Annotated in this window: 24 protein-coding genes and 2 tRNA genes; 6 read left to right on the forward strand and 20 right to left on the reverse strand. The window is 49.5% G+C overall.

The features are described from left to right. Positions 1-235 precede the first annotated feature (235 nt). Together LG200_RS01260 and LG200_RS01265 are read right to left on the reverse strand one after the other, a co-directional pair. Complete coding sequence (locus LG200_RS01260; RefSeq protein ID WP_226755791.1) at positions 236-1,294, reverse strand: phenylacetaldoxime dehydratase family protein; 1,059 nt, start codon at positions 1,292-1,294, stop codon at positions 236-238. Then, a complete protein-coding gene (locus tag LG200_RS01265) occupies positions 1,284-2,792 on the reverse strand; it encodes a sodium:solute symporter family protein (RefSeq protein WP_226755792.1) in 1,509 nt (502 codons plus the stop codon). Before LG200_RS01265 ends, LG200_RS01260 begins: the two co-directional genes overlap by 11 nt. A gap of 309 nt (positions 2,793-3,101) precedes the next feature. On the opposite strand from LG200_RS01265, the gene LG200_RS01270 reads away from it, so the two are divergent. Then, a complete protein-coding gene (locus LG200_RS01270) occupies positions 3,102-4,136 on the forward strand; it encodes a response regulator transcription factor (protein ID WP_226755793.1) in 1,035 nt (344 codons plus the stop codon). Between the two features lie 635 nt (positions 4,137-4,771). Here the strand turns inward: LG200_RS01270 and LG200_RS14175 are convergent. Next, the gene (locus tag LG200_RS14175; protein ID WP_226755794.1) at positions 4,772-5,026 is read right to left on the reverse strand and encodes a transcriptional regulator; all 255 of its coding nucleotides are present in this window, start codon (positions 5,024-5,026) and stop codon (positions 4,772-4,774) included. Between LG200_RS14175 and LG200_RS01280 the strand changes: the two genes are divergently transcribed. Together LG200_RS01280 and LG200_RS01285 are read left to right on the forward strand one after the other, a co-directional pair. After that, the gene (locus LG200_RS01280) at positions 5,020-5,565 is read left to right on the forward strand and encodes a hypothetical protein (protein ID WP_226755795.1); all 546 of its coding nucleotides are present in this window, start codon (positions 5,020-5,022) and stop codon (positions 5,563-5,565) included. The genes LG200_RS14175 and LG200_RS01280 overlap by 7 nt on opposite strands. Positions 5,566-5,659: 94 nt before the next feature. After that, positions 5,660-6,625: a DUF72 domain-containing protein gene (locus LG200_RS01285; protein WP_226755796.1), complete on the forward strand. Its 966-nt coding sequence runs from the start codon at positions 5,660-5,662 to the stop codon at positions 6,623-6,625. Between the two features lie 119 nt (positions 6,626-6,744). On the opposite strand, the gene LG200_RS01290 is transcribed toward LG200_RS01285, so the two are convergent. Continuing rightward, positions 6,745-6,821: transfer RNA gene (locus LG200_RS01290), tRNA-Arg, on the reverse strand. Positions 6,822-7,190: 369 nt separating this feature from the next. Here LG200_RS01290 and LG200_RS01295 point away from each other — a divergent pair. Together LG200_RS01295 and LG200_RS01300 are read left to right on the forward strand one after the other, a co-directional pair. Continuing rightward, entirely contained in the window at positions 7,191-7,547 is a 357-nt protein-coding gene (locus LG200_RS01295; RefSeq protein WP_226755797.1) for a copper resistance CopC family protein, read from the forward strand. 237 nt (positions 7,548-7,784) lie between these two features. Continuing rightward, positions 7,785-8,390 carry a copper resistance D family protein gene (locus tag LG200_RS01300; protein WP_226755798.1) on the forward strand — a complete coding sequence of 202 codons (606 nt, stop codon included), beginning with the start codon at positions 7,785-7,787 and terminating at the stop codon, positions 8,388-8,390. On the opposite strand, the gene LG200_RS01305 is transcribed toward LG200_RS01300, so the two are convergent. The 11 genes from LG200_RS01305 to LG200_RS01355 form a co-directional block, all read right to left on the reverse strand. After that, entirely contained in the window at positions 8,383-8,916 is a 534-nt protein-coding gene (locus LG200_RS01305) for a hypothetical protein (RefSeq protein WP_226755799.1), read from the reverse strand. The genes LG200_RS01300 and LG200_RS01305 overlap by 8 nt on opposite strands. Then, positions 8,913-9,563, reverse strand: a complete 651-nt coding sequence (locus LG200_RS01310) for a c-type cytochrome (protein ID WP_226755800.1) — start codon at positions 9,561-9,563, stop codon at positions 8,913-8,915. The genes LG200_RS01305 and LG200_RS01310 overlap by 4 nt, the downstream gene beginning before the upstream one ends. After that, positions 9,560-10,165 (reverse strand): cbb3-type cytochrome c oxidase subunit II, encoded by a 606-nt coding sequence (locus LG200_RS01315; RefSeq protein WP_226755801.1) that lies wholly within the window; start codon positions 10,163-10,165, stop codon positions 9,560-9,562. The genes LG200_RS01310 and LG200_RS01315 overlap by 4 nt, the downstream gene beginning before the upstream one ends. Then, positions 10,162-11,646, reverse strand: a complete 1,485-nt coding sequence (locus tag LG200_RS01320; RefSeq protein WP_226755802.1) for a cbb3-type cytochrome c oxidase subunit I — start codon at positions 11,644-11,646, stop codon at positions 10,162-10,164. Before LG200_RS01320 ends, LG200_RS01315 begins: the two co-directional genes overlap by 4 nt. Beyond that, the gene (locus LG200_RS01325) at positions 11,643-11,891 is read right to left on the reverse strand and encodes a hypothetical protein (protein ID WP_226755803.1); all 249 of its coding nucleotides are present in this window, start codon (positions 11,889-11,891) and stop codon (positions 11,643-11,645) included. The genes LG200_RS01320 and LG200_RS01325 overlap by 4 nt, the downstream gene beginning before the upstream one ends. 217 nt (positions 11,892-12,108) lie before the next feature. After that, a complete protein-coding gene (gene argC / locus LG200_RS01330) occupies positions 12,109-13,191 on the reverse strand; it encodes an N-acetyl-gamma-glutamyl-phosphate reductase (RefSeq protein WP_226755804.1) in 1,083 nt (360 codons plus the stop codon). Positions 13,192-13,207: 16 nt separating this feature from the next. Beyond that, positions 13,208-13,588, reverse strand: a complete 381-nt coding sequence (locus tag LG200_RS01335) for a DsrH/TusB family sulfur relay protein (RefSeq protein WP_226755805.1) — start codon at positions 13,586-13,588, stop codon at positions 13,208-13,210. Position 13,589: 1 nt separating this feature from the next. After that, entirely contained in the window at positions 13,590-14,000 is a 411-nt protein-coding gene (locus LG200_RS01340; protein WP_226755806.1) for a DsrE family protein, read from the reverse strand. A 10-nt stretch (positions 14,001-14,010) separates the two neighbouring features. After that, positions 14,011-14,340 (reverse strand): DsrE family protein, encoded by a 330-nt coding sequence (locus LG200_RS01345; protein WP_226755807.1) that lies wholly within the window; start codon positions 14,338-14,340, stop codon positions 14,011-14,013. Positions 14,341-14,351: 11 nt separating this feature from the next. Continuing rightward, a complete protein-coding gene (locus LG200_RS01350; RefSeq protein ID WP_226755808.1) occupies positions 14,352-16,052 on the reverse strand; it encodes an NADPH-dependent assimilatory sulfite reductase hemoprotein subunit in 1,701 nt (566 codons plus the stop codon). A 6-nt stretch (positions 16,053-16,058) separates the two neighbouring features. Next, positions 16,059-17,774, reverse strand: a complete 1,716-nt coding sequence (locus LG200_RS01355) for a diflavin oxidoreductase (protein ID WP_226755809.1) — start codon at positions 17,772-17,774, stop codon at positions 16,059-16,061. Positions 17,775-17,874: 100 nt separating this feature from the next. Here LG200_RS01355 and LG200_RS01360 point away from each other — a divergent pair, with 100 nt between their 5' ends. After that, positions 17,875-18,723 (forward strand): LysR family transcriptional regulator, encoded by an 849-nt coding sequence (locus tag LG200_RS01360; RefSeq protein ID WP_226755810.1) that lies wholly within the window; start codon positions 17,875-17,877, stop codon positions 18,721-18,723. A 5-nt stretch (positions 18,724-18,728) separates the two neighbouring features. Here the strand turns inward: LG200_RS01360 and LG200_RS01365 are convergent, their stop codons facing one another. The 5 genes from LG200_RS01365 to alaS form a co-directional block, all read right to left on the reverse strand. Beyond that, on the reverse strand, positions 18,729-19,406 hold the full coding sequence (locus LG200_RS01365; protein ID WP_226755811.1) for a 5-formyltetrahydrofolate cyclo-ligase: 678 nt from the start codon (positions 19,404-19,406) through the stop codon (positions 18,729-18,731). Between the two features lie 25 nt (positions 19,407-19,431). Continuing rightward, on the reverse strand, positions 19,432-19,638 hold the full coding sequence (locus LG200_RS01370) for a rubredoxin (protein ID WP_226755812.1): 207 nt from the start codon (positions 19,636-19,638) through the stop codon (positions 19,432-19,434). Positions 19,639-20,236: 598 nt separating this feature from the next. Beyond that, a tRNA-Ser gene (locus LG200_RS01375) sits at positions 20,237-20,330 on the reverse strand. Between the two features lie 62 nt (positions 20,331-20,392). Continuing rightward, complete coding sequence (locus LG200_RS01380) at positions 20,393-21,619, reverse strand: aspartate kinase (RefSeq protein ID WP_226755813.1); 1,227 nt, start codon at positions 21,617-21,619, stop codon at positions 20,393-20,395. Between the two features lie 75 nt (positions 21,620-21,694). Then, the gene (gene alaS, locus LG200_RS01385; protein ID WP_226755814.1) at positions 21,695-24,319 is read right to left on the reverse strand and encodes an alanine--tRNA ligase; all 2,625 of its coding nucleotides are present in this window, start codon (positions 24,317-24,319) and stop codon (positions 21,695-21,697) included. Positions 24,320-24,362: the final 43 nt, after the last annotated feature.

The following is a 24,362-nucleotide window of genomic DNA, read 5'->3' on the forward strand; positions in this document are numbered from 1 at the left end:
TACTTGTTTGAGAGCTTGCGATGTCTCCTTTTTTATCTTTTCATCAGCATCCATTCTGTTTGCTTTAGGCAGAGATTTTTCAATAGAGAATTCAACACGAAGATAACGGTATGTGAGGGATTTATCTGCAAGGACTTTTTAGCGCTCCCTATGATGGCTCACGCGCTAGCCTCAAGTGCCGTAGCCGTTACCGGGAGGTGTTCAGTATGCTGTAGCCACTTGGCTGGCAGGATGTTTAACTTGTGTAGACAGCATTCAACATTCCTGTAGCGGGATGGCAGTTGATGTATTCGTAGCTTTGCTCGCCAGCGCTCACGATTGCCACTTCATGGTAGGTTCTTAATTTCGCCTCGGCACCAAGCTTATTCATGTAGGCGTGGGCGGCACCAAAAATTCTCAGGTGTGTGACATGGGACGATGCCCATTTTTCCAGGTCATCCAAACCTCGCCAAAAACTCAGGCCAAAACTTTGGCGGCTATCATTTCCGGAATTATTCAGAATCTTGGCATACCGGTTACTGAAGCATCCAATCTCCATACCTTGCTTGTGCAAATACTCCATGCCTTTCTCTAAGGAAGGCTGCATTTCTTGGATGTAAAGCTTGGCCTCTTCTAGATCTGCGTCACTCCAGTTTTGGCCAGAACGGATAACACATAAGTTCTCGTGCGGGACTATTTTTTGCCTAACATCCTGTATTAATGTGGGGTAGCCATTAGGCATTAACGAGCTGGTTTGTGATGCAGGTATCCTGTCGCGCATGGAACCCCAATAGGCATGCTCCTTAATCTCACCACTCATGGCTCTTGCCAAACGTCCTAAGGCCTCTGGCTCGGGTGTGGAGTAATGAGTTTCAAAATGGGTAGTTCTAGGCATGATGACTTCTTTGAAATAACCTAACCCATCGGTTTCTCTTTCCTCAGATTCCCACCACGCCTTGATCCCTGATGATGAAGTCCAACTGTTGTAGCTTTCAACATCTGACCAATACAGCGTATATAGATGGTTGGTAAACCCATTTCTATCAAAGAAGATAGCGTGATCCCAATAGCCAGCCGGGTGGTGCTTCAGCAATTTCTCTATGCAATGCGAGGCATCGGTAAATTTATCCAAATGATCATCGATCTTGGCCTGTACGCCCAGATAACAAATAACAACTTGGGTGACAGACTGATCGAACCTGGCTACATAGGTAGGATAAGGAAGCTCTTTCTCATTCCTCGAATGCATGGGACATAACCCAGGAATTTTTAAATGTCCTGGGATTGCTGACTCTAATTTAAATTTATCTGACATTGGCTGTATCAACTATTTGCTGATGGCTTTGGCTCTTGGAGTCAGAAACCCTGAATAGGGCTTCCACTCTTGATTGTTCTTCGCCAGAGTGAGGAACTAGGTAGGCTGCAGCGATATAAATAACCAGATTAACTGCCAATCCAATTAGCCCTGAAGTGATTCCATAGGTTTGCCCCAATATGTCTACATACCCCATCTCCAGGGTAATGGCCGTTACAAATCCAGCAATCATCCCAACTATGGCTCCCAGTGCATTGCCTTTTTTCCAGAAGATTCCCAGGAATTGAGGGACTGCCAACTGGATGATTCCTTGATAAGCGAGGACTGCCAAGGAGAACAGGGTGGGCAACTTCATGCAGGCAAGCCAGGCAGAGAGGGCTGTGAGCAATACCATGCCAAATTTGGCGACAAAAATTAATTGGGGATGTGACAATGTCCTGTAATTGCCAATCAGGTCATTGGCTATCTGAGCTCCTGTCGCCTGAATGTTTCCATCAATGTGTCCCATTGATGCTGCGAGCAGAATGACCCCAGCAATACCCAACAGGAATACTCCTCCCGCTTCCTGGGAAACTAGGAACCAGACGTCTGTGGGTTGAGCAGCAACACTGGGCAGGACAGAAGAAAACATGCCAAACAAGAGCAGCGCGGATCCAAATACCAGCGATAAAGGCATAGCAAGTGCTGCAGATTTCTTCAGACTGTGTACGCTATCGGCAGTGAAGAGTCTCACGAATATATAGGGCCAACACCAACCGCCTACAGTGCCTGTCAGTATCAAGCTGAATACGTAGAACGGCCCTTCTTTGGAGCCAAAGTCTGGCAGCGAGAACATTTCGGGCTCAAGTGTGGAAAGGCTGCTTCCTTTTTCATAGATGAGCCACAGGATTAATCCCACCAATACCAAGGTACCAATCAGATAGGCAACGATGCCTTGCGCCATGTCTGATATCACAACACCACGCATCCCCATACGTACTGTCCAGACTTGCCGTAGGGCGATCAGCAACACGCCTAAAATTACGGCGGTTGAGAAACTTAACGTGCCTAGGGACATGTATTGAAATAATCCGCCTAATGCCTGCATGCCGAGTACCAGCCAGGGGATTCCTGAGATGATCCCAATGATGGCGGCAATCGTTCTTATATGTTTGGAGTTGTACCTGAGCGAAAAGAGATCTGGCTGGGTCTTCAGATCAAACTGCTTACCCCACACCCACACTCTCTGCGCCATTGCATACATCAACACAACCGTGAGCAAGCTATACACCAATACATAGAACGAAATGACACCGCTTGCTGCAGCCAAACCGCCAAATGCCGTGAACATTGCCCCTGGATACCAGGTGTTAAGAAATGACATCGCTTGGAATTTGGCGTTAAAAGACCGCCCACCTACCGCATAGTCCGTGAAGGACTGGTCCTTTCTTTTTGTGAGTTGCAGGATCAGCACAATCACTGCAAAGAAAGCCAGCATTAACCCAAATGTAATGATCATCTGGCGTACCCTCTATTGGGGTCTATTACATAAGCAACGACTACGCTAGCCGTGATACAGCATGAAACCAGTAGGAAATAAACTAAAGTGGCCGGATAGCCGAAGAATGAGTCCTGCCGATTGACCAGCCAGTAAAATGGGGGAAACAATGCAATGATTGCATCAAAGATAAACCATGCCTTGATAAAGGACATCCTGTTCAATACCATAGTCTTCACTCCTCCAGCTTATAGTTATAGGAATAGCTGGATATTATGAAATGCCGACATGAGTGTGCCTATCATGCAAATGCATGGGATCTAGGGATTTATGAATGCTTCTGAATTCACTGTTTCTGACCTCCTCATCGGAAACCTTTATCAATCAGCAATAATGGAGTCTGCCTCGACATTCCAGGCTGTAGCCTTGCAGCAATTAAATCAGCTGATTGGATTTGATCGGGCGTGGTGGGGGATTATGTCTCCCGAGCGGGTTGGCTTCCAATTGCGGAGCTCTTACCGGCACGAGTTGCCACAAGAGTTTGAGGAGCATTGGAAAAGTGTCAATAGTGATGATTCGTTAGCTTCCAATGTTTACTTGAAGCCCAGAACAACTGTGCATTTTAGTTACAAAGAGCTTCATTCCACGCCTGGGTTGCAATCGTTAAACGCTGAACAGAACATTCGGCAGGCGTTGTGCACCTCAATATTTTTACCTGACAAAAAATCCTTTCTTTTTATTTCTTTATTCAGATCTGGCCGATTAGCGAAACCATTTAGTCAGCGGGACATTCAAGTCAAAGAGCGTTTAACTCCTCACCTTTACTCCAGTTGGCGCACGAATCTCCAAGCGGAAATCGAGCGGATGATAATCCCTAATAGATTGCTGGATGCATCGACTGCCTTCGTGGATAACACTGGGGGGATTCTCTGTGCTGACCCAATGTTTACACAATTTGCAAACGAGCTATGGCCAAACTGGGGAACTCATGAACGTTTGCCCTCTGAAATCTGGCTTACCACAAGCGACCATGTAGCCAAGATGCTTAATGTGGACAGGCTGGGCTCTGGCGGACTTACCAGAATAGATATCACTCGCTCCACTTCTATTAACAAGCTGACCCCGCGGGAAAAACAAATTGCGTTTGAGTATTCAGAAGGCCGCTCTTATAAGGAAATTGCCATTCTCCTGAAGCTTTCTCCGGCGACTGTACGACATTATCTGCATTTGATTTATGGGAAATTAAATATTAACGACAAGGCTGAACTTGTGAGATTGGCTGATTCCTACCGGAAAGCCGAAAGCGTAGTGATGCTAGCAAATCGCACTGCAGACGGAGCACGCCAGTTAATTAACAACTTATAAACCTGGAAGGTATTCAGCGGCCGACTTCACTTTTGCTACGTGCGTCTTATGGTATTTACATCGACATAACCTAATACCCGAAGAGTTGCATGAAGAATGTGCTGCAATTGCAAAAATGCTCAAGCTGGTTTTCCCCGCTGGTGGGACTGATCGGGAATGTATCAATGGCGCTCCCCATTGCTCCTTGCCTACATATGACATCGTAGTCATTTGCTATAACTTTCTTGCGCACACGGGTCAAAAGCCGGAAGAGGCAACACCTTGGTGAGTGTATGCTTTAACCCAGATTCAGGCGCGTGGATTGCTATCTGGAATTCAGAAGGTACTTGGTGAGCTGGAAAAAAGCGAGTTTCAACCAGCTTCAGGTCAAAAGCATGAGCAAAGAAAATCATACTCACCTCGATAGGAATTCACCATCGATGAAGCAACAAAAGATATAGGCGGCTTATACGCCGACGTATCCACCTGCCTATTTGCCATTAGCAATGCGCTCATGAAAGATGGGTTCTGATCCAAAGAATAATTGTCAGAAGTAGTGCAAGAACGCCTGCATCTCAATGCAACCCAGCGGAAAGCCGGATGAAATATTGCCTCTTTTATATTTGCTGAGAATGCTGGCTGTCGATTTGCTGGGCTTATGCATTTGTAGTCTCGCTAGAGTGGGCCAGCTCGGGCCACAGATCCTGCCAGTTGTCGAATAGCTCTTGCCTGGTGACTTGATGGCCCGTGGCTTTTTCTATCTTTGGGCCGAATTTGACAGGAATGGAGCGATGGTTTTTGTCAGATTTATCCCTTGCCCAGCGGCTTACATCGGGTGCATGAGCTCCTATAGCTTTAGCCAGTGAAGAGACTCGCCCCCGTTCAAGTAAAAGGTATTCAGATAATGTCATGGTTACATATTAGCGAAACACTAACTATTGTCAATAGTGAAAAGCACATTCATTACATTAGCGATTTGCTATTTAATGCAAATACTATGCGAACCATTGGTGAGATCAGGCGGATACGTCTGGAAGAGTTAGTTCAGCAAACAAAATCCAAGACATTGGAGGAGGTAGCTGAGATTGCGGGGCTTTCGGCTGCCTACTTAAGCCAAGTCAGAAACAGGCTGCCTGACTCCAAATCAGGTACGCCAAAGGAACTTGGGAAAATTGCGGCCGGTAAATTGTGTGCAGGATTTAAAAAACCATCAGGTTGGATGGATAACTTAGATCCCGACCATGGGTTCTCAAACGAGCAACGGTTTTCGGTTCAAGAAGCAGCTCAACAGTATGCTGCCAATGCATGGCCATTTAGGCGCGTCAGCAGGAATCAATACCATTCCCTATCAAGAGAGCAGCAGGATCTAGTTGAAATTAAAATTCTAAATTATGTAGATGACAATAATTACTTGAAAAACCACAAAAAATCAAAGAAAGTCAAAAATTAGGCTAGTTTGGGTTAGTCCCAAACTGAATCCTGGAGGAGTTAAAGCGGGAAATTTCTATTTTTGAACTTCCCCCTTGTGCCGCAGCCAAATCACTATGGCTGCCCATATTTACATTGGCATATCAGGCTGGCGTTATGCTCCATGGCGCAAAGTCTTTTACCCAAAAGGGTTAATTCAAAAGCGTGAGCTTGAATTTGCTTCACGCGCCTTGCCCACCATAGAACTCAATGGTTCTTTTTATGCCTTGCAACGACCAAGCAGTTATTTGCGTTGGTACGAGCAAACGCCGCCTGATTTTATATTCAGCATCAAAGCAACGCGGTATATCACCCATGTCCTGCGGCTGAGAGATATTGAACAGCCAATGGCGAATTTCCTTGCTTCTGGTTTATTGCTGCTGAAAGAAAAGCTGGGGCCGATCTTATGGCAGTTCCCGCCCAGCTTCCGGTTCGATGCCAGCCTGTTTGAAAACTTCCTGAAACTATTACCGCATGATACGCATGCTGCGGCCAAACTAGCTGGAAGCCGTGATACATCCATGCATGGACGTGAATATATCAAGGCGGAAGAGAAACGCCCTTTGCGCCATGCTGTCGAAATCCGCAATAAAAGCTTTGAAACACCAGAATTTGTTGCGCTACTGCGTAAATATAAGGTGGCACTAGTGATTGCTGATACGGCTGGCAAATGGCCTTACAAAGAAGATATCACGGCCGATTTCACTTATTTGCGCCTGCACGGCGCTGAAGAGCTGTATGCCAGTGGTTATACGGACAAGGCATTGGATAACTGGGCGTCACGGATTGAAGCCTGGAGTAAAGGGGCACAGCCTAAAGATGTACACCTGATTTCGAGCCAGGCGCCTCTGCCGCAAAAATCCCGGGATGTTTATTGCTATTTTGATAACGATATCAAAGTCAAAGCCCCTTTCGATGCACGTAAGCTTTTGAGGCGGCTGGATCTGGAATCTGGCCTGGCCGAGCTGGATTGGTCTCATGCAGACGAGCCAGGTGAACTAAACCCAACCAAAGCGCGTAGCAAAACAAAAGAATCTCATTAGTTTACCGATCCCTATTTAAGATAACGGCACCTTGTGGATTCCACAATTTTGGATATGTATCGATGGTGTATCAATGACAAATGTGAAAAAGGGCTAGCCGAAGCTAGCCCTTTTTTATTTGGTGCGCCCGAAGAGATTCGAACTCCTGACCCCTTGGTTCGTAGCCAAGTACTCTATCCAGCTGAGCTACGGGCGCGTGAGGCGTGCATTATACGCGAAGATGATTTTTATGCCAGCAAAAAATTCATTTCGATTACACAACCTAAGGTGGCGGGCAGCGATGGTTATTCTAATAACTACTTAAAATCAATCGCTTACTGCCATGTTATACATTGGTGCTGAATCTTTGTATAACAACTCCCAATTGGGAAGGGCGCAAGTATCACATGAAGGGAAATGTTTTGCAAGAAATACCGTACAGGTCCATTTGATTAAATATCCTGCTTCATAAGGCCTACACTTGTTCTGGCATTAGGAGTGTTGCCTGCCTGTTGTTGCATCGCATTCTTAAAAGCCAAGGCTGGGGATATTGCAGCATTCGAGAAGAGAGGGTTAGGATGCGGGAATGCTAGCGAAGAAACCCTATCCGATGAAAATCCTGCTGATTGTGATGTTGCTGTGCCCTTTGAGTAGCTGGGGACACAGCAAGCTTGTCACGACAGAACCTGCTAACGGGGTGGTATTGGATACTCCTCCTAAGCTTGTCACGCTAAATTTCAATAAACCTATTGAGCCTAAACTGCATAGAGCTGAAGTGTGGTCTGGCGGTGTGTGGCGTGTCTTACCTTCGGAAGTTGGGGGTAACGTACTGACGATAGACCTCAAAGAGAGTGGGTCGCTTTCAGAATATAAAATTCGATGGAGTGTGATGTCTCCGGATGGCCATCGCCAACGTGGCCTCTTGAGGTTCTTCGTCAAGTAGCGCATGTCTGCTTTTTTAGATCATGCTCATCTGCTTGACGGTGCCCTTGCCCGGGTAGCGGCTTATATGGCTCTGTCCCTGTTAACAGGTGTCTGGCTTTGGCAGCGGCGATGGCGGCGTTTGCTTAGGCATGATATCTATTACCGCTTGAGCGCCTTTGCATTGGGCGTGTTAGGGTTGTTGATTGCCTTGAGTAGTGTTGCGCTGGAGGCTGCTACCCCTTTCAGTTCTGGAAGCATGGAGTTTCCAAATTCAGAAGAGGTGACGCAGGTACTTAATACGTCTTTTGGCATTGCATGGCTTATGTATGGGGCCTTTTTGCTGATGGCAGCCATGAGTAAAAGCCGTTGGCTGGTTTTGGTTGGCCTGATGGGCATGCTGCTTTCAATGGTATTAAGTTCACATGCAGGGGATGGGGGGATAGGGCAATTAATTTTCTGGATCGATTTTTTTCATTTGGGTTGTGTCTTGATATGGCTTGGCGGATTGACTTTGATGCTGGTGTTCAGATTGTCTGGAGCTGAGAAAACTACAAAGGGCGATCTGCAGTTTTTCTCGCGTCTGGCTTTGCCTGTGTTTATGCTCATTTTAGGCAGTGGCGTGACAAGGGCTGTCTTTCAGTATTATGAAGAGGGTGTATTGGAGCAGGCCTATATTGTCATGCTGATCATCAAGATCGGTTTGGTAATGGGAGTCATTGCATGCGCTTGGCAACTCCGGTGCAAGCTGCAGCAAACTGATGTGAAGGCTTCTGCATATGACAACGGAGTCAGTCTGGAATATTTCTTTGCGATCCTGCTGCTTTTGGTAACAGGGTTGCTTACTCAACTGCCGCCTAACTGACAGGCATAGGTTCCGAAATGATGGCTTGACCACCGCAGGTGCTGAATATTTTCTCTACTTGCCGTGCCTCGTCCGGGGGCTGCATATATACGAGCAATAACATCGCATCTTCCCTATCTGTGGCACGTTGCATCAGTACATTGGTTTCATTTCCACGTATCCAGCCATACAGCGCCCCAAATGTCGCTCCCAGGATAATCCCGATATCCGGTCCCAGTAATTGAACCAAGGCCAGTTGGTTAGTGACTTCATACCCTTTTGTCAGGATGATGCCTAAAGAGAGTAGGGCGCTGGATAATAAGCCGATCAAGGCTCCTTTCCCGGTCCAGGCGAACCAGCTATCGGTATTTTTTCTGGCCTTGAGTTGTGTAAATTTGGGAGCTGCTTGCTCGGACAAAGCGACATCGATCAAATCGCGAGGAATACCTCGCTGCAAACAAGCGGACAATACTTCATCTATCTGGCGTTGTTCCAGAAAAAAGCCTGATACGGCCAACGACTCTTTCAATGGCGCTTTCTGCTTCATGATTTCCCCAGCGCTTCCAGTTCAGGGACGGTCCATGAGTTTTGCCGGTCCTTGGTTTCATTCCTGATTCGTTTGACTAAGGCTCCGTCCACTTTATCTGCCTTGTTATCACCGAGTTCAGTGCGAATATGATTCATAACAGCGGCGATTTCTTCATCATTCAGCTGGTCTTTCCAGGGAGGCATCAGGCCATTGTAGGTTTTCCCCTCCACCTGAAGCTCTCCCTGCAGCCCATGCAGTATGATTCGCGCCAGGATTTCAGGATTGCCCAGTACATAATCGGACTTGACCAGTGGGGGGAACGCGCCAGGAATTCCTTGTCCATTTGCCTGGTGGCAGCTGACGCATCGGCTGCTGAATACAGAGGCGCCAGAGACTGTGTTTGCAGGCGCAGCCTCTTTTTGCGTTGTATCCTGTCCTGATGCCTGTAGAAAACCGATATGGGCGGCCGTATCCAACCGGCCCATATGGCGACCCAAATAGAATGCGCTTACTACCATCGCCAATACTACAAACAGATAAAACCATACCGGTCCCTTGACCATGTCTTCAAAGGGTTCTTCGGTTTCATGGATGACTTGATCGTGTAAAGCCAAAGTAGATACTTCATTTTTTTCCGATGGAATGGGACGGGTTTCATCATTCATGGTTGAACCTCCTCTAGCGCATCACTGTCAGGGGCGGGATAGTTATGCTGAAGACTGATGAGATATGCCACCAAGGCTTCTGCTTCTTTACTGATGATGACAACTCCCTCGCTGGGTGCATATGGCTTGGGGATATCCAGCACTTTGTCCCCCGCTTCTGCAGTGGGCTTGTGTTCGAACAGGAAAGGGAATCCAGGCATGATCGACCAGGGAACCAGTGCCCGTGGTTGATAGAGATGCAATAAATGCCAATTACGGTCTGGCAACCGCGTGCCCACATTGAACAGGTCCGGTCCTGTGCGCATGGTCCCCAGCAAATGAGGGGCATCATAGACATAATCAGCCGGCACTGAAGGACGGTTACCCAGTCCCTTATGGATATCTGTAGTGAATACAGGGTCGCGAACTTGCTGTGTGTGGCAGTAGATGCAGCCATTGCTGATGTATAACTGGCGACCTAGCAATTCCTGCTGGCCCGGTTGTTTGAGTTGCGGCGGCGCTTTTAAATCCGAGAGCATGCTGTTGGGGAGGATTACCAGAATGACGAGCGCAAATATGACGGTCGCCATGGCCCCCATGATCAAGACAAGTATTCTGGTCATGGCACTCTCTTTTTCACCAGGACAGGCTTGAGTTCATAGAAAGGTGGGTGCCGCGTCAGGCTATTGCGGCTAGTAAAGGCGAGCAAATAAGCATGGTAGGCAAACACCAGATGACCTGCCGAGATAATCACTGCCGACACACTGCGTAGTAGCAGCCAGGGTTTGGCGCTGCTGACTGAAGCTTCAAACCCTTCCCCTGGGGCTAGCAGGCTTAATCCCTGTAATACGCCTCCAATGCCAAGGGCAACTATATATAGCACCATGCCCCCGCCTACCAGCAGAATATGCGCACGTACCAGGCGGCGGCTCGGCCATTCCTTTTTAAGCACCCGTGGCAATATGTAATACATCCCTCCAAACAAAGAGAGCGTGACGAACATATATAGTCCAAGGTGGGAGTGGGCAATGGTCCAATGAGTGAAATGCGTGATACGGTTTACGCTGACCAATGCCGTCAGGATGCCTTGCAGTGATACTGCCGTGTAAGACATGGCTGCAATAACGGCCAAAGTCAATGCGGGAGAATAGCGCATGGCGCCAAACCGCCCAACCACGGTCATATGCTGGTTGATCCCCACGGCAACCACCGGAACAATCATCATGATGCTGGCGGTGATGGAAGTGGCGATCATCCATGAGGGGAGAGGACCGCCGATCAGGTGGTGCATGCCATTCAGGGCATAAAACAGTGCCAGGCCCCAAAATCCTACCAGCGATAACCAATATGAATAAATCGGTCTACCGATGATCTTGGGCAATAGGTAATAAATCAACCCCAGGTTGATGGTCGTCAACCAAAGACCTAACGCATTGTGGGCGTAAAACCAATTGACGGCCGCCGACTCAACCCCTTTGTAGAAAGGCATGTTGCCGGCAAGAAAAATTATGAGGAACCAGGGATAGGAAGCCGCGACATACCAGATTGACACGTAAAGATGGTGTACATTGCGTGCTGCCAGTGTTTTCCAGACCGAGGCTCCGACCATTGCTGCGCCAATGACCAATAAAGGATCGGCCCATTGACGGTCCAGCTCCAGCCACTCCAAGCCATCACCATGGCCTGCCAGCAATAAAGCGATCCCCACGCCCAAGCCCACAGTCCATACCAATATGCCAATGACCGCCAGGTTGCCCCAACGCAGAGGCGTTCGGCAGAGCCTGGGCATCAACCATAGCGACACCGAAAACATGGCGGTAGACGCCCAGCCATAGACCATGACATTGAGATGAGCGGGGCGTATACGTCCAAATGTGAGATAGGCTTGCTCAGTAAGCAGGTCAGGGCGGTCAAACTTGAAACTGCTGAGGTCGCCCAGCACCGTTCCGATCAGCAGCCAAACCACCGCGATAAAGAATCCCAGTAATACTGGTTTCCGGCCCGATTGGTCATATGCCTCCATTTCCTCTGGGCTGACCTTGATCTTGCTATGGTCTACCGTACTCTCTTCTTGTGCAGGATTGGATGTCACAGGCGTACTCATAGCCAGCGCTCCCATTCCCACCGGGGATTACTCACCAAGCTGCCGTAATGCTGCACTCGCTCCTGGGATTGCTTTTGCGTTTCCCATGGGCGTGAGTAGCGCAGCTCCCCCGCTTCAAAAATAGATTCAGCAGTAGAGCCGGCATCATCCAATTGCCCAGCTGCCAATGCTATAAACAGGAACACAAGGGGAGGCAAGCCGATCACCAGGGTAAGCACGATCAAGACAAATGAATTGGCGAACATGGTGGCTCCTGTTGAGGTCGGAATATCAGAGTTATAAGGAGAAGCGGTGGTTGAGGCAGTCGAACTTATTCCTAAAGGTTTGTAAGATAAACCAACGCTTTTTCCCAAAAGATGAAAATGCATTGCACGGTCGCAGTTATATCTGGGATACACGCTGGTTCTCTTCTGAGCTCAGAAAGAAGCATTAGGCTGGAGTTTGATATTTTCTGGTGTTGGCTCATGGAATATGTCCTGTGGGGTCTATTCCCATTGTGGTCAGCCCTTCCGTTTCACTGAATCCAAACATGATGTTCAGGTTCTGTACTGCTTGACCCGCCGCTCCTTTTATCAGGTTATCTATCGCTACTAAAATCACGGCCATTTCATCTCTTTGCCGATGAGGGGCGATCTTGCAATAATTGGATCCCTTCACCATTCTTGTTTCAGGCACACATCCCGCTGGAAGGACATCCACGAAGTGTTCTTTTTTATAAAAGTCGGCATAGAGCTTGAACAAGTCCGTTTTCGGATCTACCTGGGCATACAGGGTGGCATGCACGCCGGTGATCAAGGGAATGGAGTGGGAAACACACCTTAACTGCAATTGCTTTGTGGTGATTCCGGCGATGACTTCCTGAGCTTCACATTGAAATGATGGGAATTCGACTTCAAGCGCTTGCATCGAGTCTGAACTCTCACCGAATAATGCCGACCTTGACGGCCTTCTTCCTTGGGAAGTCATCCCTACTACAACATCGGCAATCAAGGATTCGGATTGAATCCTGTATGGCACCAGTAACGGCAAAATGCCTAACAGGATCGCCGTACTATAACTGCTTGGACTACTGACCAATCGTGCTTGCCTGATAGCTTTCCTGTTTATTTCAGGTAGCCCAAACACCGTTGAGGGAATTAATTCCGCATTTTGGTGTGGGATATCATAGTGGGACTCCCACAAGTTGATATTTCCCAGGCTGAAATCAGGGGAAAGATCGATGATCCGCACACCTTGCTCTAGTAATGATTGGGCATGCGCCATGGCTACTCCCAGCGGGGTGGCAAAAATGATGGCATCACACTCTTTGAAAGCTTCATCTTCCAAGCCCACAAAACGAAGATCGAGATACTTTGAGAGATACGGATAGTGTTCATTGACACACTTGCCTACGCTCACCCGGGAAGTGACCGCTTTAAGGCTGACATGGGGGTGTTCCGCCAATAGCCTGACCAATTCCGCCCCCACATAACCCGTACCTCCAACGACACCTACAGTGATCGGACAATGGCTGATACGCCTGAGGAGATGTGAAGCAGTGATCATAGCGGATCCAGGGTCGTTACCATTGCCAGATCTGGTCCATTCGGTTGTAGAGGCTCACGAGCTGCTGTTTGTCGATGGCCTTGATGCCATCATGCAGCATGCTTTCGTCCAGCCCTCGCTCTGCAAGCTCATCATTCAGGACATATATTGGAATACCCTGATTTAACAGCCTGTTGATATCCTGGGGAATATCGGCTGGTTCCTGCTGAATCCAGTCACTGATCCGGACTGCGGGCTGCCTTTGTTTCATGGTGGCGTAATAAACGGCATTTCCTGACAGCAACACTTCTGCATCTGCGCCAGCGCCTGCCATTGATTGGGTTAGCCAAAGAATTGTGTCGTCTTGCTCTTCTACAAGCGTTCTGAACGCCTGTTCAACAATCTGCAGGATTTTCATGTCACCGGGTTCCTATCACTAGCGTATTGAACGACTCAGATGCATAACGCCAAAGGTCTGCAGGAGAGCCGCGCTTGCAGCCTGGAATGCTCGCATTTACACCACGTTCATCAACGCACAAACCACAATTCACCCACTCAAGGTTTACCCCCAGCTGTTTTGCCTTGTTCTGCAAAGCGGCAATCCAATCTTTTGTCAGCGGATGGGCCTCTTGAACTTCATCCCGATGGTGGACAGAGTTTCCGTGGGCCTTTTGCAAGGAGAATGCCAATGCTGCAGCGCCTTCATAGGCAAAGACCTGGATATCTGCGCCTTGATCCAGGGCCGCATCCAGAATCCGGAAAAATGTAATGGTCCGCTCATTCTCGAAAGGCGGATCCATAAATGCGAACGTCAGTTTTTTAGTTTCCATATTCCAGTCCTTACCACCAGATGACCTTGTCGCCGTTCAGCATTGCGCTGATCACAATATCGAGCTGGGCGGGTTTTATTGATGTATTGAGTTGTTGAGGGCTGATTTCCCTTTGCTGCAATGAAAGGCTGTCGGCATAGATTTTCACCGCATGAGAGAGCAGGGCATCGACATTGGGAGAATCAACTTTTTTTCTTGCCGATAACACGGCATTCTGTACAAGCAAAATACTGACGGCCTTGCCGGATTTGGCCAGCGAAAGTGCCAGGTCATACTGGGAGCGCGTTCGTACATCTGTGAACTGCTCCTGGCTTTGTATAAAAAAATAGTCCTGCATCATTGTTTCCCTTTCTATTGATTCTCGATTAACTCACTCATGTCCTCTAATAAAGTGGTACGCACCAGGAAATCGCCGAAACGCTCATTTTGGTGGGCCAGCGTTTTGTAGCGTTTCATCAAGTCACTCAGGAGCTCCAGAATCTTCACCTCGTTCACGTTGCTGGCATAAAGTTTTGCCAGCCTATTTCCAGTATGGCTTCCACCCAGATACAGGTTGTATAGTCCCGGAGCCCTTCCAGTCAGTGCAATCTCTGCTATGTAAGGCCTGGCACATCCGTTAGGGCAGCCAGTGATTCGTAGGGTGATTGGAAGTCCAGATAAACCATGGCTCGATTTAACCTGGTTAAATTTTGGCAAGAATGAGGGCACATATCGCTCAGCTTCCGCCATCGCTAACCCACATGTGGGAAGGGCAACACAGGTGAGGGTGTTTGCGGACTGCAAGTCAGGTTCGGTAAGGACCGCCAGGCCAAGATCGTCCAATCGGGTCTTCAACTGAGGCAATTCATAATCGTGAATGTGGGTGAGTTGTAGATTCTGGTTAGTTGTCAGCCTGATGAAGCCGCCGTATTGTTGATAGAGGCCGGCCAGTTGGTCTTGCAAGGCTCCTGTGATCCTGCCGCTTTCTATGTGAAGTGTGCATTGCCACAGTCCATCATCACCGCGTTGCCAGCCGATATCATCACTATTTCTCGTAAAATTGATGGGATAAGGAGCCAATAAAGGTTTTCCGCGGCGCTCCTGCAGCACATTAAGAAACCATGACAGGCCCAATCGATCAAGGGTGTACTTGAATCTCGCTTGGTGCCTGTCCTTGCGATCTCCATGGTCCCGCTGTATTTCCATGATGATTTCAGCAACTTCCGGTGCTTCATCCGGTTTGATGAAGCCAATTTCCTGAGCCAGCCTTGGATAGCTGTCATCCCTCGTATCTACTTGACCCATGCCTCCACCTACGCATAGGTTGAATCCAATCAATCGCTCTTTACGCACTACGGCTATAAAACCTACGTCCTGTCCATACACGTCAATATCATTGGTAGGAGGTATGGCGAAGCCGACCTTGAATTTGCGCGGGAGATATAAAGGGCCATAAATCGGTTCTTCATTGGCCGAGTGCAAGGATTTCGATTCCCCATACCAAATCTCCTCATAAGCACTGGTTCTGGGGATTAATCTGTTGGATGTTCGCTTCGCGATTTCCTGAACTTCCCTGGAAATCCTGGAGATCATGGGGTTCCCCCCGCATACCACCCCCCGGCTATCGTCTCCGCAGGCTGCCACCGTATCGATGCCAATCCGTTTCAGCGCCTGCATGCACGCTTTTAGGTTTCTTTTTCGGACGCCATGGAGCTGGATTGTCTGCCGTGTTGTTATCCGGATGCCCCTGTCCGAATATTTACGGGAAATGGCATCTAGTCCTATCCACTGCTGTTTGCTAAGCAACCCTCCAGGTATGCGCAACCGCACCATAAACTGATAATTGGGTTCCAGCAGCCTTTCTTGGCGCTGTGCCCTGAAGTCACGATTGTCCTGTTGATATATCCCATGAAATTTAAGCAACAACGGATCGTCTGCAGGCATGCCTCCTGTAACCGGATTTTTTAATCCCTGGTCTATGTTTCCCCTAAGAAACTTACTCGAAAACTTCACCAATTCGTTGCTGTTGAATTGGCCCAGGTCAGCGATTAAGGTTGTGAATTGACGATTCATAGATGTTCAATAGAGGTTTTTATGCAATCGTTTATTGGCAGAAAGCGCTGTCCACTGGATGTCCTCCTGAAGCTCAGTCCATTCCTTGATAGCCTCTTCCGTTTTGGCGAGTATGGTTTTATCTCCACTCAAATAAATATGGGCGCCCTGTTCCAGCCAGTCCCGGAATTGCCCTTCTTGCTCCAGGATGGCGGAAAACAGCGTGTGTCTGGGCGTATCCTGGTAGAAGACGGGATTCAATGCCTTCAATGTTCCCGATGACATGGCATTGATCCATTCAGACTGGTATAAAAAATCCTCCTCAAACAATTGCTCAGAGAAAATCAACCAGCAGGGATGGGCCCGGTTCTCTGCCTCCATTTCCTGGATAAACGATCTGAAGGGTGCCACTCCAGTACTGTCCGCAATCAAAATGAGTGGAACTTCATGACTCTCGGGAAGATGGAATCTCAGATGTTTGTGGGGAAAAATCTGCAGTGCTGCGCCGGGCTTCAAATCGACGATGTAGTTCGAACCGATGCCTTTGTAGGCTGCGTTGCCTTGAATGTAGCTATATCGTTTGATGCATAAATGCACCTCATCGGGCGTCACTCTTAAACTGTTGGCAATGTCATAGAGCCGGGGTTGCAAGGGACGCAGCACATCGACCAGCTGCTGGGCCTTCACTGGGGCTCTGAATTTCGTGATCAGCTCAATTAACGGCTGGTTCTTGAGGAATTCCTTTCTTTCCTTTTCCGAGTCGCCCATGGCGGCATGGAATAGTCCCGAGGTATCCAGCGACTCCCACAGCTGGCCAAAATCCCTGCTTGGTATCGTGATATCCAGTTTGTCAGTAAGCGCATCCAAGAGAGGAACGGCCACTCCGCCAAGGTTGACCATTTGTTGAGGCTGCAGATTAGTGATCTCCAGTAACCGGGTAACAAGATCAATGGGGTTTTTTACCAACACTCCGATGGCATCCCCAGCTGCCAAGGCCAAAGGGTTTTCTTCCAGGTCGCATACCAGATGGTGGACAGCATCCTCACGCCACTCAGCCGAAAGTTGTATATTTTCAATGACTTTGACGGTCATTGGGTTTGACCTGTCAGCTTCCGGGGTTGGTGGGCCCAAGGTATCAGTATTGTGTGATTCCTTGATCCTGGGCAGTTTCAATGCCAACTTCTGAATCCAGTGGTCAGCCGCTCTTTGATAATCCACGTCACAATCCTGTCTTTCCAGAAGACGGGCGGCACCTAACGCGTTCAATCTTTTATCAATCGCGATACCGGTGGCACAGAAGTGTTCATACGAGGAGTCACCGAGAGCCAGCACTGCGTAGTTCATGGCTTCCAACCGCAAACCTGAGTCCGACATCAATGCGGTGTAGAAGGGCAATACTGGTTCGGGCGGATCGCCATCGCCATGTGTACTGCAGATGAGGACAACTAAATTGAATTTTGAAAACTGACGAAACTTGATTTGGCCGAGGTCGACTATCTTGGCTCGATAGCCTAGTTTCAAGGCTTGCTGCTCAACCAGGGAAGAGATTTTTTTGGAGTTGCCTGTTTCGCCACCATGACAGATCATCAGTTCTTGCAGATCCGGCTGCTGAGGGCAGGGGGTCTTTGTACGGCCTGCCAGATACCCCGAGAGCCATACGCTCTGCTTTTCATCAAGGTGATATATGAGGTCTTCAATTTTCCTCCATTCTTCCTCTTTAAATATTTCAGGGGCTATTTTCAAAATCAGGATTTGCTTGAACGATTTGGTAATAGATTATGAGATGAGATAAGATTATTGAATAATGAAATTTAAATGCATTTAATATGATAAAATTTGATATATGGATATCACGCTAGCTAAAACTTTTTTAGAAATTATCCAATCGGGCAGCTTCATTGCTGCAGCCGAGCGTTTACATGTCACACAGACTACAGTCACAACCCGCATACGAACGCTGGAGGATCTACTTGAATGCCAGCTTTTCGTGAGAAACAGAAGCGGAGCAAGACTTACAGATAATGGAATCAGATTTGCCTCATACGCGCGGCAATTCGTGCAGACGTGGAATGCTGCAAAACGAGACCTGCCTTTACCACAAGGAACAGTAAATTTAATCACTATTGGGGGAGAAATCAGTCTTTGGAATCCCTTGCTATTGCAATGGTTTAACTTTTTAAGGCTTGAAATGCCCACGATGGCCATACGTGTGGAAGTCGGCGAGACCGCTTCTTTACATAAAAAACTGGAAGGCGGGGTAATGGACGCCGCATTAGTCCATCAACCCGATTACTGGTCAGGGATGCAGGTTGAAGAGTTGCTGGAGGAAAAACTCATCATGGTGAGATCCACCAGGAATTCGGATCCTTATATCTATATCGATTGGGGAGAGTATTTCAAGCAGCAGCATGATTCTGCGCTGGCCGAGCTTGCCAAACCTGGCTTATCTATCAACTTGGGCCCGTTGGCCTTGAATCATATTATTGAAAACGGCGGCAGTGGTTATTTCAGAAGCCGGGTGGTCCAAAAGTATATTGAAGAGGGGAGCCTGGCTGTTGTGGAAGCATCACCGGAGTTTTCATACCCGATCTACCTTATATATCCCCGGAATAGGAATAATGCCGTGATGGAGCAAGTGTTAAGGCAACTGAGAGCGGCCTCCAGAAAGGATTTCGATTGGTCGCAGCATTGATAATGTTATTTCCCATAACACACTGGCGATGCCAGTTCGACGTCGTGGAACGACCGGAAACGTAAAAATAAGAGATATTTCATGATCTCCTCAACCTTCTCCCCGGACTCAAGCCACCTCGGTTGATCCGGCTGAAAATAGCGCAGCCCTTTTTCAGTCAGAATGAACTCCATCCGCACGTCCAGGGAATGGGGAGCGATACTGTCCACCTGGTTTAGCTCAAAGCCTATGCCTATGGTGATAGGGGTAGGGTTCAAAGAGTGAAGCGTTCTGTCGTAATACCCCGCACCATAACCCAGCCGATAACCTTTTGAATCAAATCCCACCAATGGAATGATCAAGATCTCCGGCTGTTCATAAGCAGTGTCCAGTGGATAATGAATTGCCAATGGCCCCTTGCCCATCAAGACATTGGGATGCCATTTTTTAAAAGCCAGCGGCGCATTTTTTTCTTCAATCGTTGGCAGCGAAATAGAACATCCCGCTTGATGTAATTCCATCATTAACGGAATGCTGTCGAACTCCCCCATGATCGGCCAGTAGAGGCCAACCTTTCGTCCATGGAGCCAATCGAATTTAGCATGGAAATGCATGGTGATTGCATCGTTCAATTCCCTGAAGTCTGGCTTTTCAAGAGAAATTCTTTTTTGTATAAGCTCCTTTCTAAGTTGGGCACGGTTCATAGCCTCTCCCTATCAACAAACGTTACTATATTTGCGTACCGAAGCAGATATACAGATGTTCTTCCAGCGTTATTGGGAAAAAACTTGCTCGGTCAGATCCGCAAATCGCACATGACCAGTTGTTAGGCAAAGCCTCCCAACAAGTTCCTGGCAGAATCCCTTTTTCATGTTGCCCTGCGAGTTCGTCATAAACAAAATCGCAGCAGCTACACTTCCATACGTAGTTATCCATTTATTGACGGAATTGCACTCTATTCAAATCATCTATTGAGATGCTGCAACCTGTATGCCCATCAGCGGATACTGAGGAGGCAAGCCTTCATAGTTGTTTGGAAGGCTTCAATTTTCCCGGTCAAGAGCCTTTTTGAAAGTTGAAAGGCTTGAAACAATTACAACAACACTCGGAAACATCAAACGAGCAGTACAGTTGGCAGCCTGATTTTTGAGAATAAAAGAGATGCTTGATTAACATCTCTGATCAATGATGATCATAAAGAAAATCCACTTGTTTAAATAATGGAAATTATTGACCACTAATATCAATAATTTTCATATCAAATGGCGTATTGGGGGAACCTGGATAGGTAAGCATTGGCCATGGCTGTATATCAGCCAACCTTCTTAATATCGTACAATTTTTACTTAGGCGATTCGGTAACCTGGATGTGGTAGCGACGCTTATTTCTTGTTGAAGGGTGTCTGGCTTGCTTCCCCGCCAATTCTGGTATGTGTGATGACAAGCGGCTCAACTTTTTTGCTACCAAAAATGCTACCAGTGCTGATACCCATAAAATGAAAAAGCCCCGATGTATCGGGGCTTTCATCATTTTTGGCGGAGAGCGAGGGATTCGAACCCTCGATACAGGTTTAAGCCCGTATGCTTCCTTAGCAGGGAAGTGCCTTCGACCACTCGGCCAGCTCTCCGCACGAGGGCGTAACAATACTTGAATACGCCGTAAAAATCAACGCTGAACCGGCTTATTCTTTTAAACTTCTTCTAGTCCAAAGGCCTTGTGCAGAACGCGTACTGCGAGCTCCATGTATTTCTCGTCGATGACGACGGAAATCTTGATCTCGGAGGTGGAAATCATCTGGATATTGATGCCTTCTTCTGCCAGGGTGCGGAACATCTGGCTGGCGATGCCGACGTGTGAGCGCATGCCTACGCCAACCACGGAAACCTTGGCGGTTTTGTCGTCGCCGATGATCTCGCGGGCGCCGATGTGACCTTGTACTTTGCCACGCAGGATTTCAAGGGCTTTCTGCAGGTCGTTCTTGTGGACGGTGAAGGTGAAGTCGGTGGTGCCATCTGCGCCTACGTTCTGGATGATGATGTCAACATCGATGTTGGCATCGGCGACCGGCCCCAATATCTGGTAGGCAATGCCTGGGCGGTCTGGTACGCCTAGCACGGTGATTTTGGCTTCGTCGCGGTTAAAGGCGATGCCGGAGATGATGGGTTGTTCCATGTTGTTGTCGTCCTCAAAAGTAATCAACGTGCCTTCGCCTTCTTCTTCGAAGCTTGAAAGCACGCGCAGTTTGACTTTGTATTTCCCGGCAAACTCGACCGAGCGGATTTGCAGTACCTTGGAGCCCAGGCTGGCCATTTCCAGCATTTCCTCGAAGGTGACGGATTTCAGGCGGCGTGCTTCCGGCACGACGCGCGGGTCTGTGGTGTAGACGCCGTCTACATCGGTGTAGATCTGGCATTCGTCGGCCTTCAGGGCGGCTGCCAGGGCGACGCCGGTGGTGTCTGAACCGCCGCGGCCGAGCGTGGTGATGTTGCCTTCCTCATCAACGCCCTGGAAACCGGCAACGACCACTACGTAGCCATTGTCCAGGTCTTCCCGCACGCGTTCTTCATCAATCTTGAGGATGCGGGCCTTGGTGTGCGCGTTGTCTGTCAGGATGCGTACCTGGCTGCCAGTGTAGCTTTTTGCCTTTACGCCCAGTTCCTGCAGTGCCATGGAAAGTAGCGCAATGGTGACTTGCTCGCCAGTGGAAACCAGTACGTCCAGTTCGCGTGGATTCGGGTTGGGCATGATCTCCCTGGCCAGTCCGATCAGGCGGTTGGTTTCGCCAGACATAGCGGAAACCACCACCACCACCTGCTGACCCAATGCCTTGTGCCTGGCGACGCGGCGTGCCACGTTGCCAATGCGTTCCGGGTTGGCGACTGAGGTGCCGCCGTATTTTTGTACGATGAGTGCCATATTTATATCTGTATCAAATGTGAAGCATCAATGAACGCGAATAGAGGATAAAAAAACTATGTCTCTATGGGCGGCTTAATTCAGTTTTCCCTTAACCCAGTCGGCGACACTGGCGAGTGCAGCCGGCAGCTGGCTGGCATCGGTACCGCCTGCCATTGCCATATCTGGTTTGCCGCCGCCCTTGCCGCCTACCTGGCTTGCGACAAAATTGACCAGTTCCCCCGCCTTGATCCTGGCGATGGTGTCTGCAGTCACTCCTGCGGCAACGCTAACCTTGCCTGCATTAACGCTGGCAAGCACGATCGTGGCGGTTTTTAACTTGTCCTTCAATTTATCCATGGTTTCGCGCAGGGTGTTGGCATCGGCGCCTTCAAGCGTGGCAGCGAGTACCTTGACCCCATTGATATCCACTGCCTGCTCAGCCAGTTCATCCCCTTGCGACGAGGCGAGCTTGGATTTGAGCCTTGCCAATTCCTTTTCAAGCGACTTTACCTGTTCCAGCGTCTGGCTGATTTTGCCCGCCAGCTCAATTGCCGGTGCCTTGAAGGCGGCAGCTGCGTCAGCTAGCAAATTCTGTTGTTGCTGTATATGTTGCAGGGCGACATCGCCGGTAGCGGCTTCAATGCGGCGCACGCCGGCGGCCACGCCTGATTCGGACACGACCTTGAAAAGCCCGATATCGCCGGTGCGGCTGACATGGGTGCCGCCACAGAGCTCACGGCTGCTGCCGATATCGAGCACGCGGACTTCATCGCCGTATTTCTCGCCGAACAGCATCATGGCGCCGGTTTTCTGCGCGGATTCAATATCCATGACGCGCGCTAGCGTAGGCGTATTGGCGAGGACCTCGGCGTTGACGATGGTTTCTATGCGGCGGATTTCTTCAGCGCTGACTGGCGCATTGTGCGAGAAGTCGAAGCGGGTTTTGTCCGGGTCGACCAGCGAGCCTTTCTGCTGTACATGGGTGCCCAGGACTTCTCGCAGGGCCTTGTGCATCAGGTGGGTGGCAGAATGGTGGCGCATGGTTCTATGGCGCGCAGCCAGGTCTACCCGTACGCTGACTTCAGCGCCCACGCTGAGTTTGCCGGTGCTGAGCACGCCATGGTGGCCAAAAACATTGGCCTGGATTTTTTGGGTGTCTTCCACCTGGAAGATGCCGTCCGGACCCTTGAGCAGGCCCTGGTCGCCCACCTGGCCGCCGGATTCTGCATAGAACGGGGTGTTGTCCAGGACGACTACGCCGAGATCGCCTTCATTCAGCGTATCGACTGCGGCGCCATCCTTGTAGAGTGCAAGCACCGTGGCCTGGGATTCCAGCGTATCGTAGCCTTTGAAGGACGTTGGTGCTCCTTCGTATTCAAGATTGGTTGCCATCTTGAACTTGCCTGCCGCGCGTGCCTGTTCTTTCTGGCGAGCCATTGCGGCATCAAAGGCAGCGGAGTCGACGCTTACTTCCCGCTCGCGGCATACGTCGGCGGTAAGGTCGAGCGGGAAGCCGAAAGTGTCATGCAGCTTGAAAGCGGTTTCGCCATTGAAAACCGTGTTGCCGTTCTTGGCCATTTCAGCAAGCTCGGTTTCCAGGATAGCCATGCCGTGCTCAATGGTCTCAAAGAAACGTTCTTCTTCCTGCCGCAGGATGTCGGTAATGCGTTGCTCGCCGGTCTTGAGTTCGGGATAGGCGTCGCCCATCTCCTCAATAAGGTCTGCCACCATCTTATGGAAGAATGCGGCTCGCGCGCCCAGCTTGTAACCGTGACGGATGGCGCGGCGGATGATGCGGCGCAACACATAGCCGCGGCCTTCATTGCCGGGGATGACGCCATCGGCGATCAGGAAGCTACAGGCGCGGATATGGTCTGCCAGCACCTTGAGCGAAGGGCTGTCGAGGTCCTGGCTGTTAGTGACGCGTGCCGCAGCCTTGATCAGGCTCTGGAACAGGTCGATCTCGTAGTTGCTGTGCACGCCCTGCAGGACGGCGGCGATACGCTCCAGGCCCATGCCGGTATCCACGCTTGGCTTTGGCAGCGGATGCATGACGCCTGCTTCGTCGCGGTTGAACTGCATGAACACGTTGTTCCAGATTTCGATGAAGCGGTCGCCGTCTTCTTCCGCACTGCCTGGAGGGCCGCCCCAGATGTGTTCGCCGTGGTCGTAGAAAATCTCGCTGCAAGGACCACAGGGGCCGGTGTCGCCCATCATCCAGAAATTGTCTGAGGCGTAGCGTGCGCCCTTGTTGTCGCCGATGCGGATGATGCGATCCACAGGCACGCCGATTTCCTTGGCCCAGATGTCGTAGGCTTCGTCGTCTTCAGCATAAACGGTGACGGTGAGCTTTTCCTTGGGCAGCTTGAATACTTCGGTCAGCAATTCCCAGGCAAAATGGATGGCATCGCGCTTGAAGTAATCGCCAAAGCTGAAGTTGCCCAGCATCTCGAAGAAGGTATGGTGGCGTGCAGTGTAGCCTACGTTTTCCAGGTCATTGTGCTTGCCGCCGGCGCGCACACACTTCTGCGAGGAGGTGGCACGGGTATAGGGGCGCTTGTCGAAGCCAAGGAACACGTCCTTGAACTGGTTCATCCCGGCATTGGTGAAGAGCAGGGTGGGGTCGCCAGACGGAACCAGGGAGCTGGAGCTGACAATTTGGTGCCCCTTGGAGGCGAAGTAATCCAGGAAGGCCTGGCGGATCTGGTTGCTCTTCATGTACCTATTTTCTTGCTCAATGTTGTTATCAAAATGCTGACCA

Origin of the sequence: Methylobacillus caricis, assembly GCF_020532705.1 — a bacterium.
GTDB classification, from domain to species: Bacteria; Pseudomonadota; Gammaproteobacteria; order Burkholderiales; family Methylophilaceae; genus Methylobacillus; species Methylobacillus caricis.

What these genes read in the sequence shown, in the direction of transcription:
- LG200_RS01260 (WP_226755791.1), bottom strand. Translation starts at nt 1,294, where the DNA reads ATGTCAGATAAATTTAAATTAGAGTCAGCAATCCCAGGACATTTAAAA.
- LG200_RS01265 (WP_226755792.1), bottom strand. Translation starts at nt 2,792, where the DNA reads ATGATCATTACATTTGGGTTAATGCTGGCTTTCTTTGCAGTGATTGTG.
- LG200_RS01270 (WP_226755793.1), top strand. Translation starts at nt 3,102, where the DNA reads ATGAATGCTTCTGAATTCACTGTTTCTGACCTCCTCATCGGAAACCTT.
- LG200_RS01280 (WP_226755795.1), top strand. Translation starts at nt 5,020, where the DNA reads ATGTCATGGTTACATATTAGCGAAACACTAACTATTGTCAATAGTGAA.
- LG200_RS14175 (WP_226755794.1), bottom strand. Translation starts at nt 5,026, where the DNA reads ATGACATTATCTGAATACCTTTTACTTGAACGGGGGCGAGTCTCTTCA.
- LG200_RS01285 (WP_226755796.1), top strand. Translation starts at nt 5,660, where the DNA reads ATGGCTGCCCATATTTACATTGGCATATCAGGCTGGCGTTATGCTCCA.
- LG200_RS01295 (WP_226755797.1), top strand. Translation starts at nt 7,191, where the DNA reads ATGCTAGCGAAGAAACCCTATCCGATGAAAATCCTGCTGATTGTGATG.
- LG200_RS01300 (WP_226755798.1), top strand. Translation starts at nt 7,785, where the DNA reads ATGGAGTTTCCAAATTCAGAAGAGGTGACGCAGGTACTTAATACGTCT.
- LG200_RS01305 (WP_226755799.1), bottom strand. Translation starts at nt 8,916, where the DNA reads ATGAAGCAGAAAGCGCCATTGAAAGAGTCGTTGGCCGTATCAGGCTTT.
- LG200_RS01310 (WP_226755800.1), bottom strand. Translation starts at nt 9,563, where the DNA reads ATGAATGATGAAACCCGTCCCATTCCATCGGAAAAAAATGAAGTATCT.
- LG200_RS01315 (WP_226755801.1), bottom strand. Translation starts at nt 10,165, where the DNA reads ATGACCAGAATACTTGTCTTGATCATGGGGGCCATGGCGACCGTCATA.
- LG200_RS01320 (WP_226755802.1), bottom strand. Translation starts at nt 11,646, where the DNA reads ATGAGTACGCCTGTGACATCCAATCCTGCACAAGAAGAGAGTACGGTA.
- LG200_RS01325 (WP_226755803.1), bottom strand. Translation starts at nt 11,891, where the DNA reads ATGTTCGCCAATTCATTTGTCTTGATCGTGCTTACCCTGGTGATCGGC.
- argC (WP_226755804.1), bottom strand. Translation starts at nt 13,191, where the DNA reads ATGATCACTGCTTCACATCTCCTCAGGCGTATCAGCCATTGTCCGATC.
- LG200_RS01335 (WP_226755805.1), bottom strand. Translation starts at nt 13,588, where the DNA reads ATGAAAATCCTGCAGATTGTTGAACAGGCGTTCAGAACGCTTGTAGAA.
- LG200_RS01340 (WP_226755806.1), bottom strand. Translation starts at nt 14,000, where the DNA reads ATGGAAACTAAAAAACTGACGTTCGCATTTATGGATCCGCCTTTCGAG.
- LG200_RS01345 (WP_226755807.1), bottom strand. Translation starts at nt 14,340, where the DNA reads ATGATGCAGGACTATTTTTTTATACAAAGCCAGGAGCAGTTCACAGAT.
- LG200_RS01350 (WP_226755808.1), bottom strand. Translation starts at nt 16,052, where the DNA reads ATGAATCGTCAATTCACAACCTTAATCGCTGACCTGGGCCAATTCAAC.
- LG200_RS01360 (WP_226755810.1), top strand. Translation starts at nt 17,875, where the DNA reads ATGGATATCACGCTAGCTAAAACTTTTTTAGAAATTATCCAATCGGGC.
- LG200_RS01365 (WP_226755811.1), bottom strand. Translation starts at nt 19,406, where the DNA reads ATGAACCGTGCCCAACTTAGAAAGGAGCTTATACAAAAAAGAATTTCT.
- LG200_RS01370 (WP_226755812.1), bottom strand. Translation starts at nt 19,638, where the DNA reads ATGGATAACTACGTATGGAAGTGTAGCTGCTGCGATTTTGTTTATGAC.
- LG200_RS01380 (WP_226755813.1), bottom strand. Translation starts at nt 21,619, where the DNA reads ATGGCACTCATCGTACAAAAATACGGCGGCACCTCAGTCGCCAACCCG.
- alaS (WP_226755814.1), bottom strand. Translation starts at nt 24,319, where the DNA reads ATGAAGAGCAACCAGATCCGCCAGGCCTTCCTGGATTACTTCGCCTCC.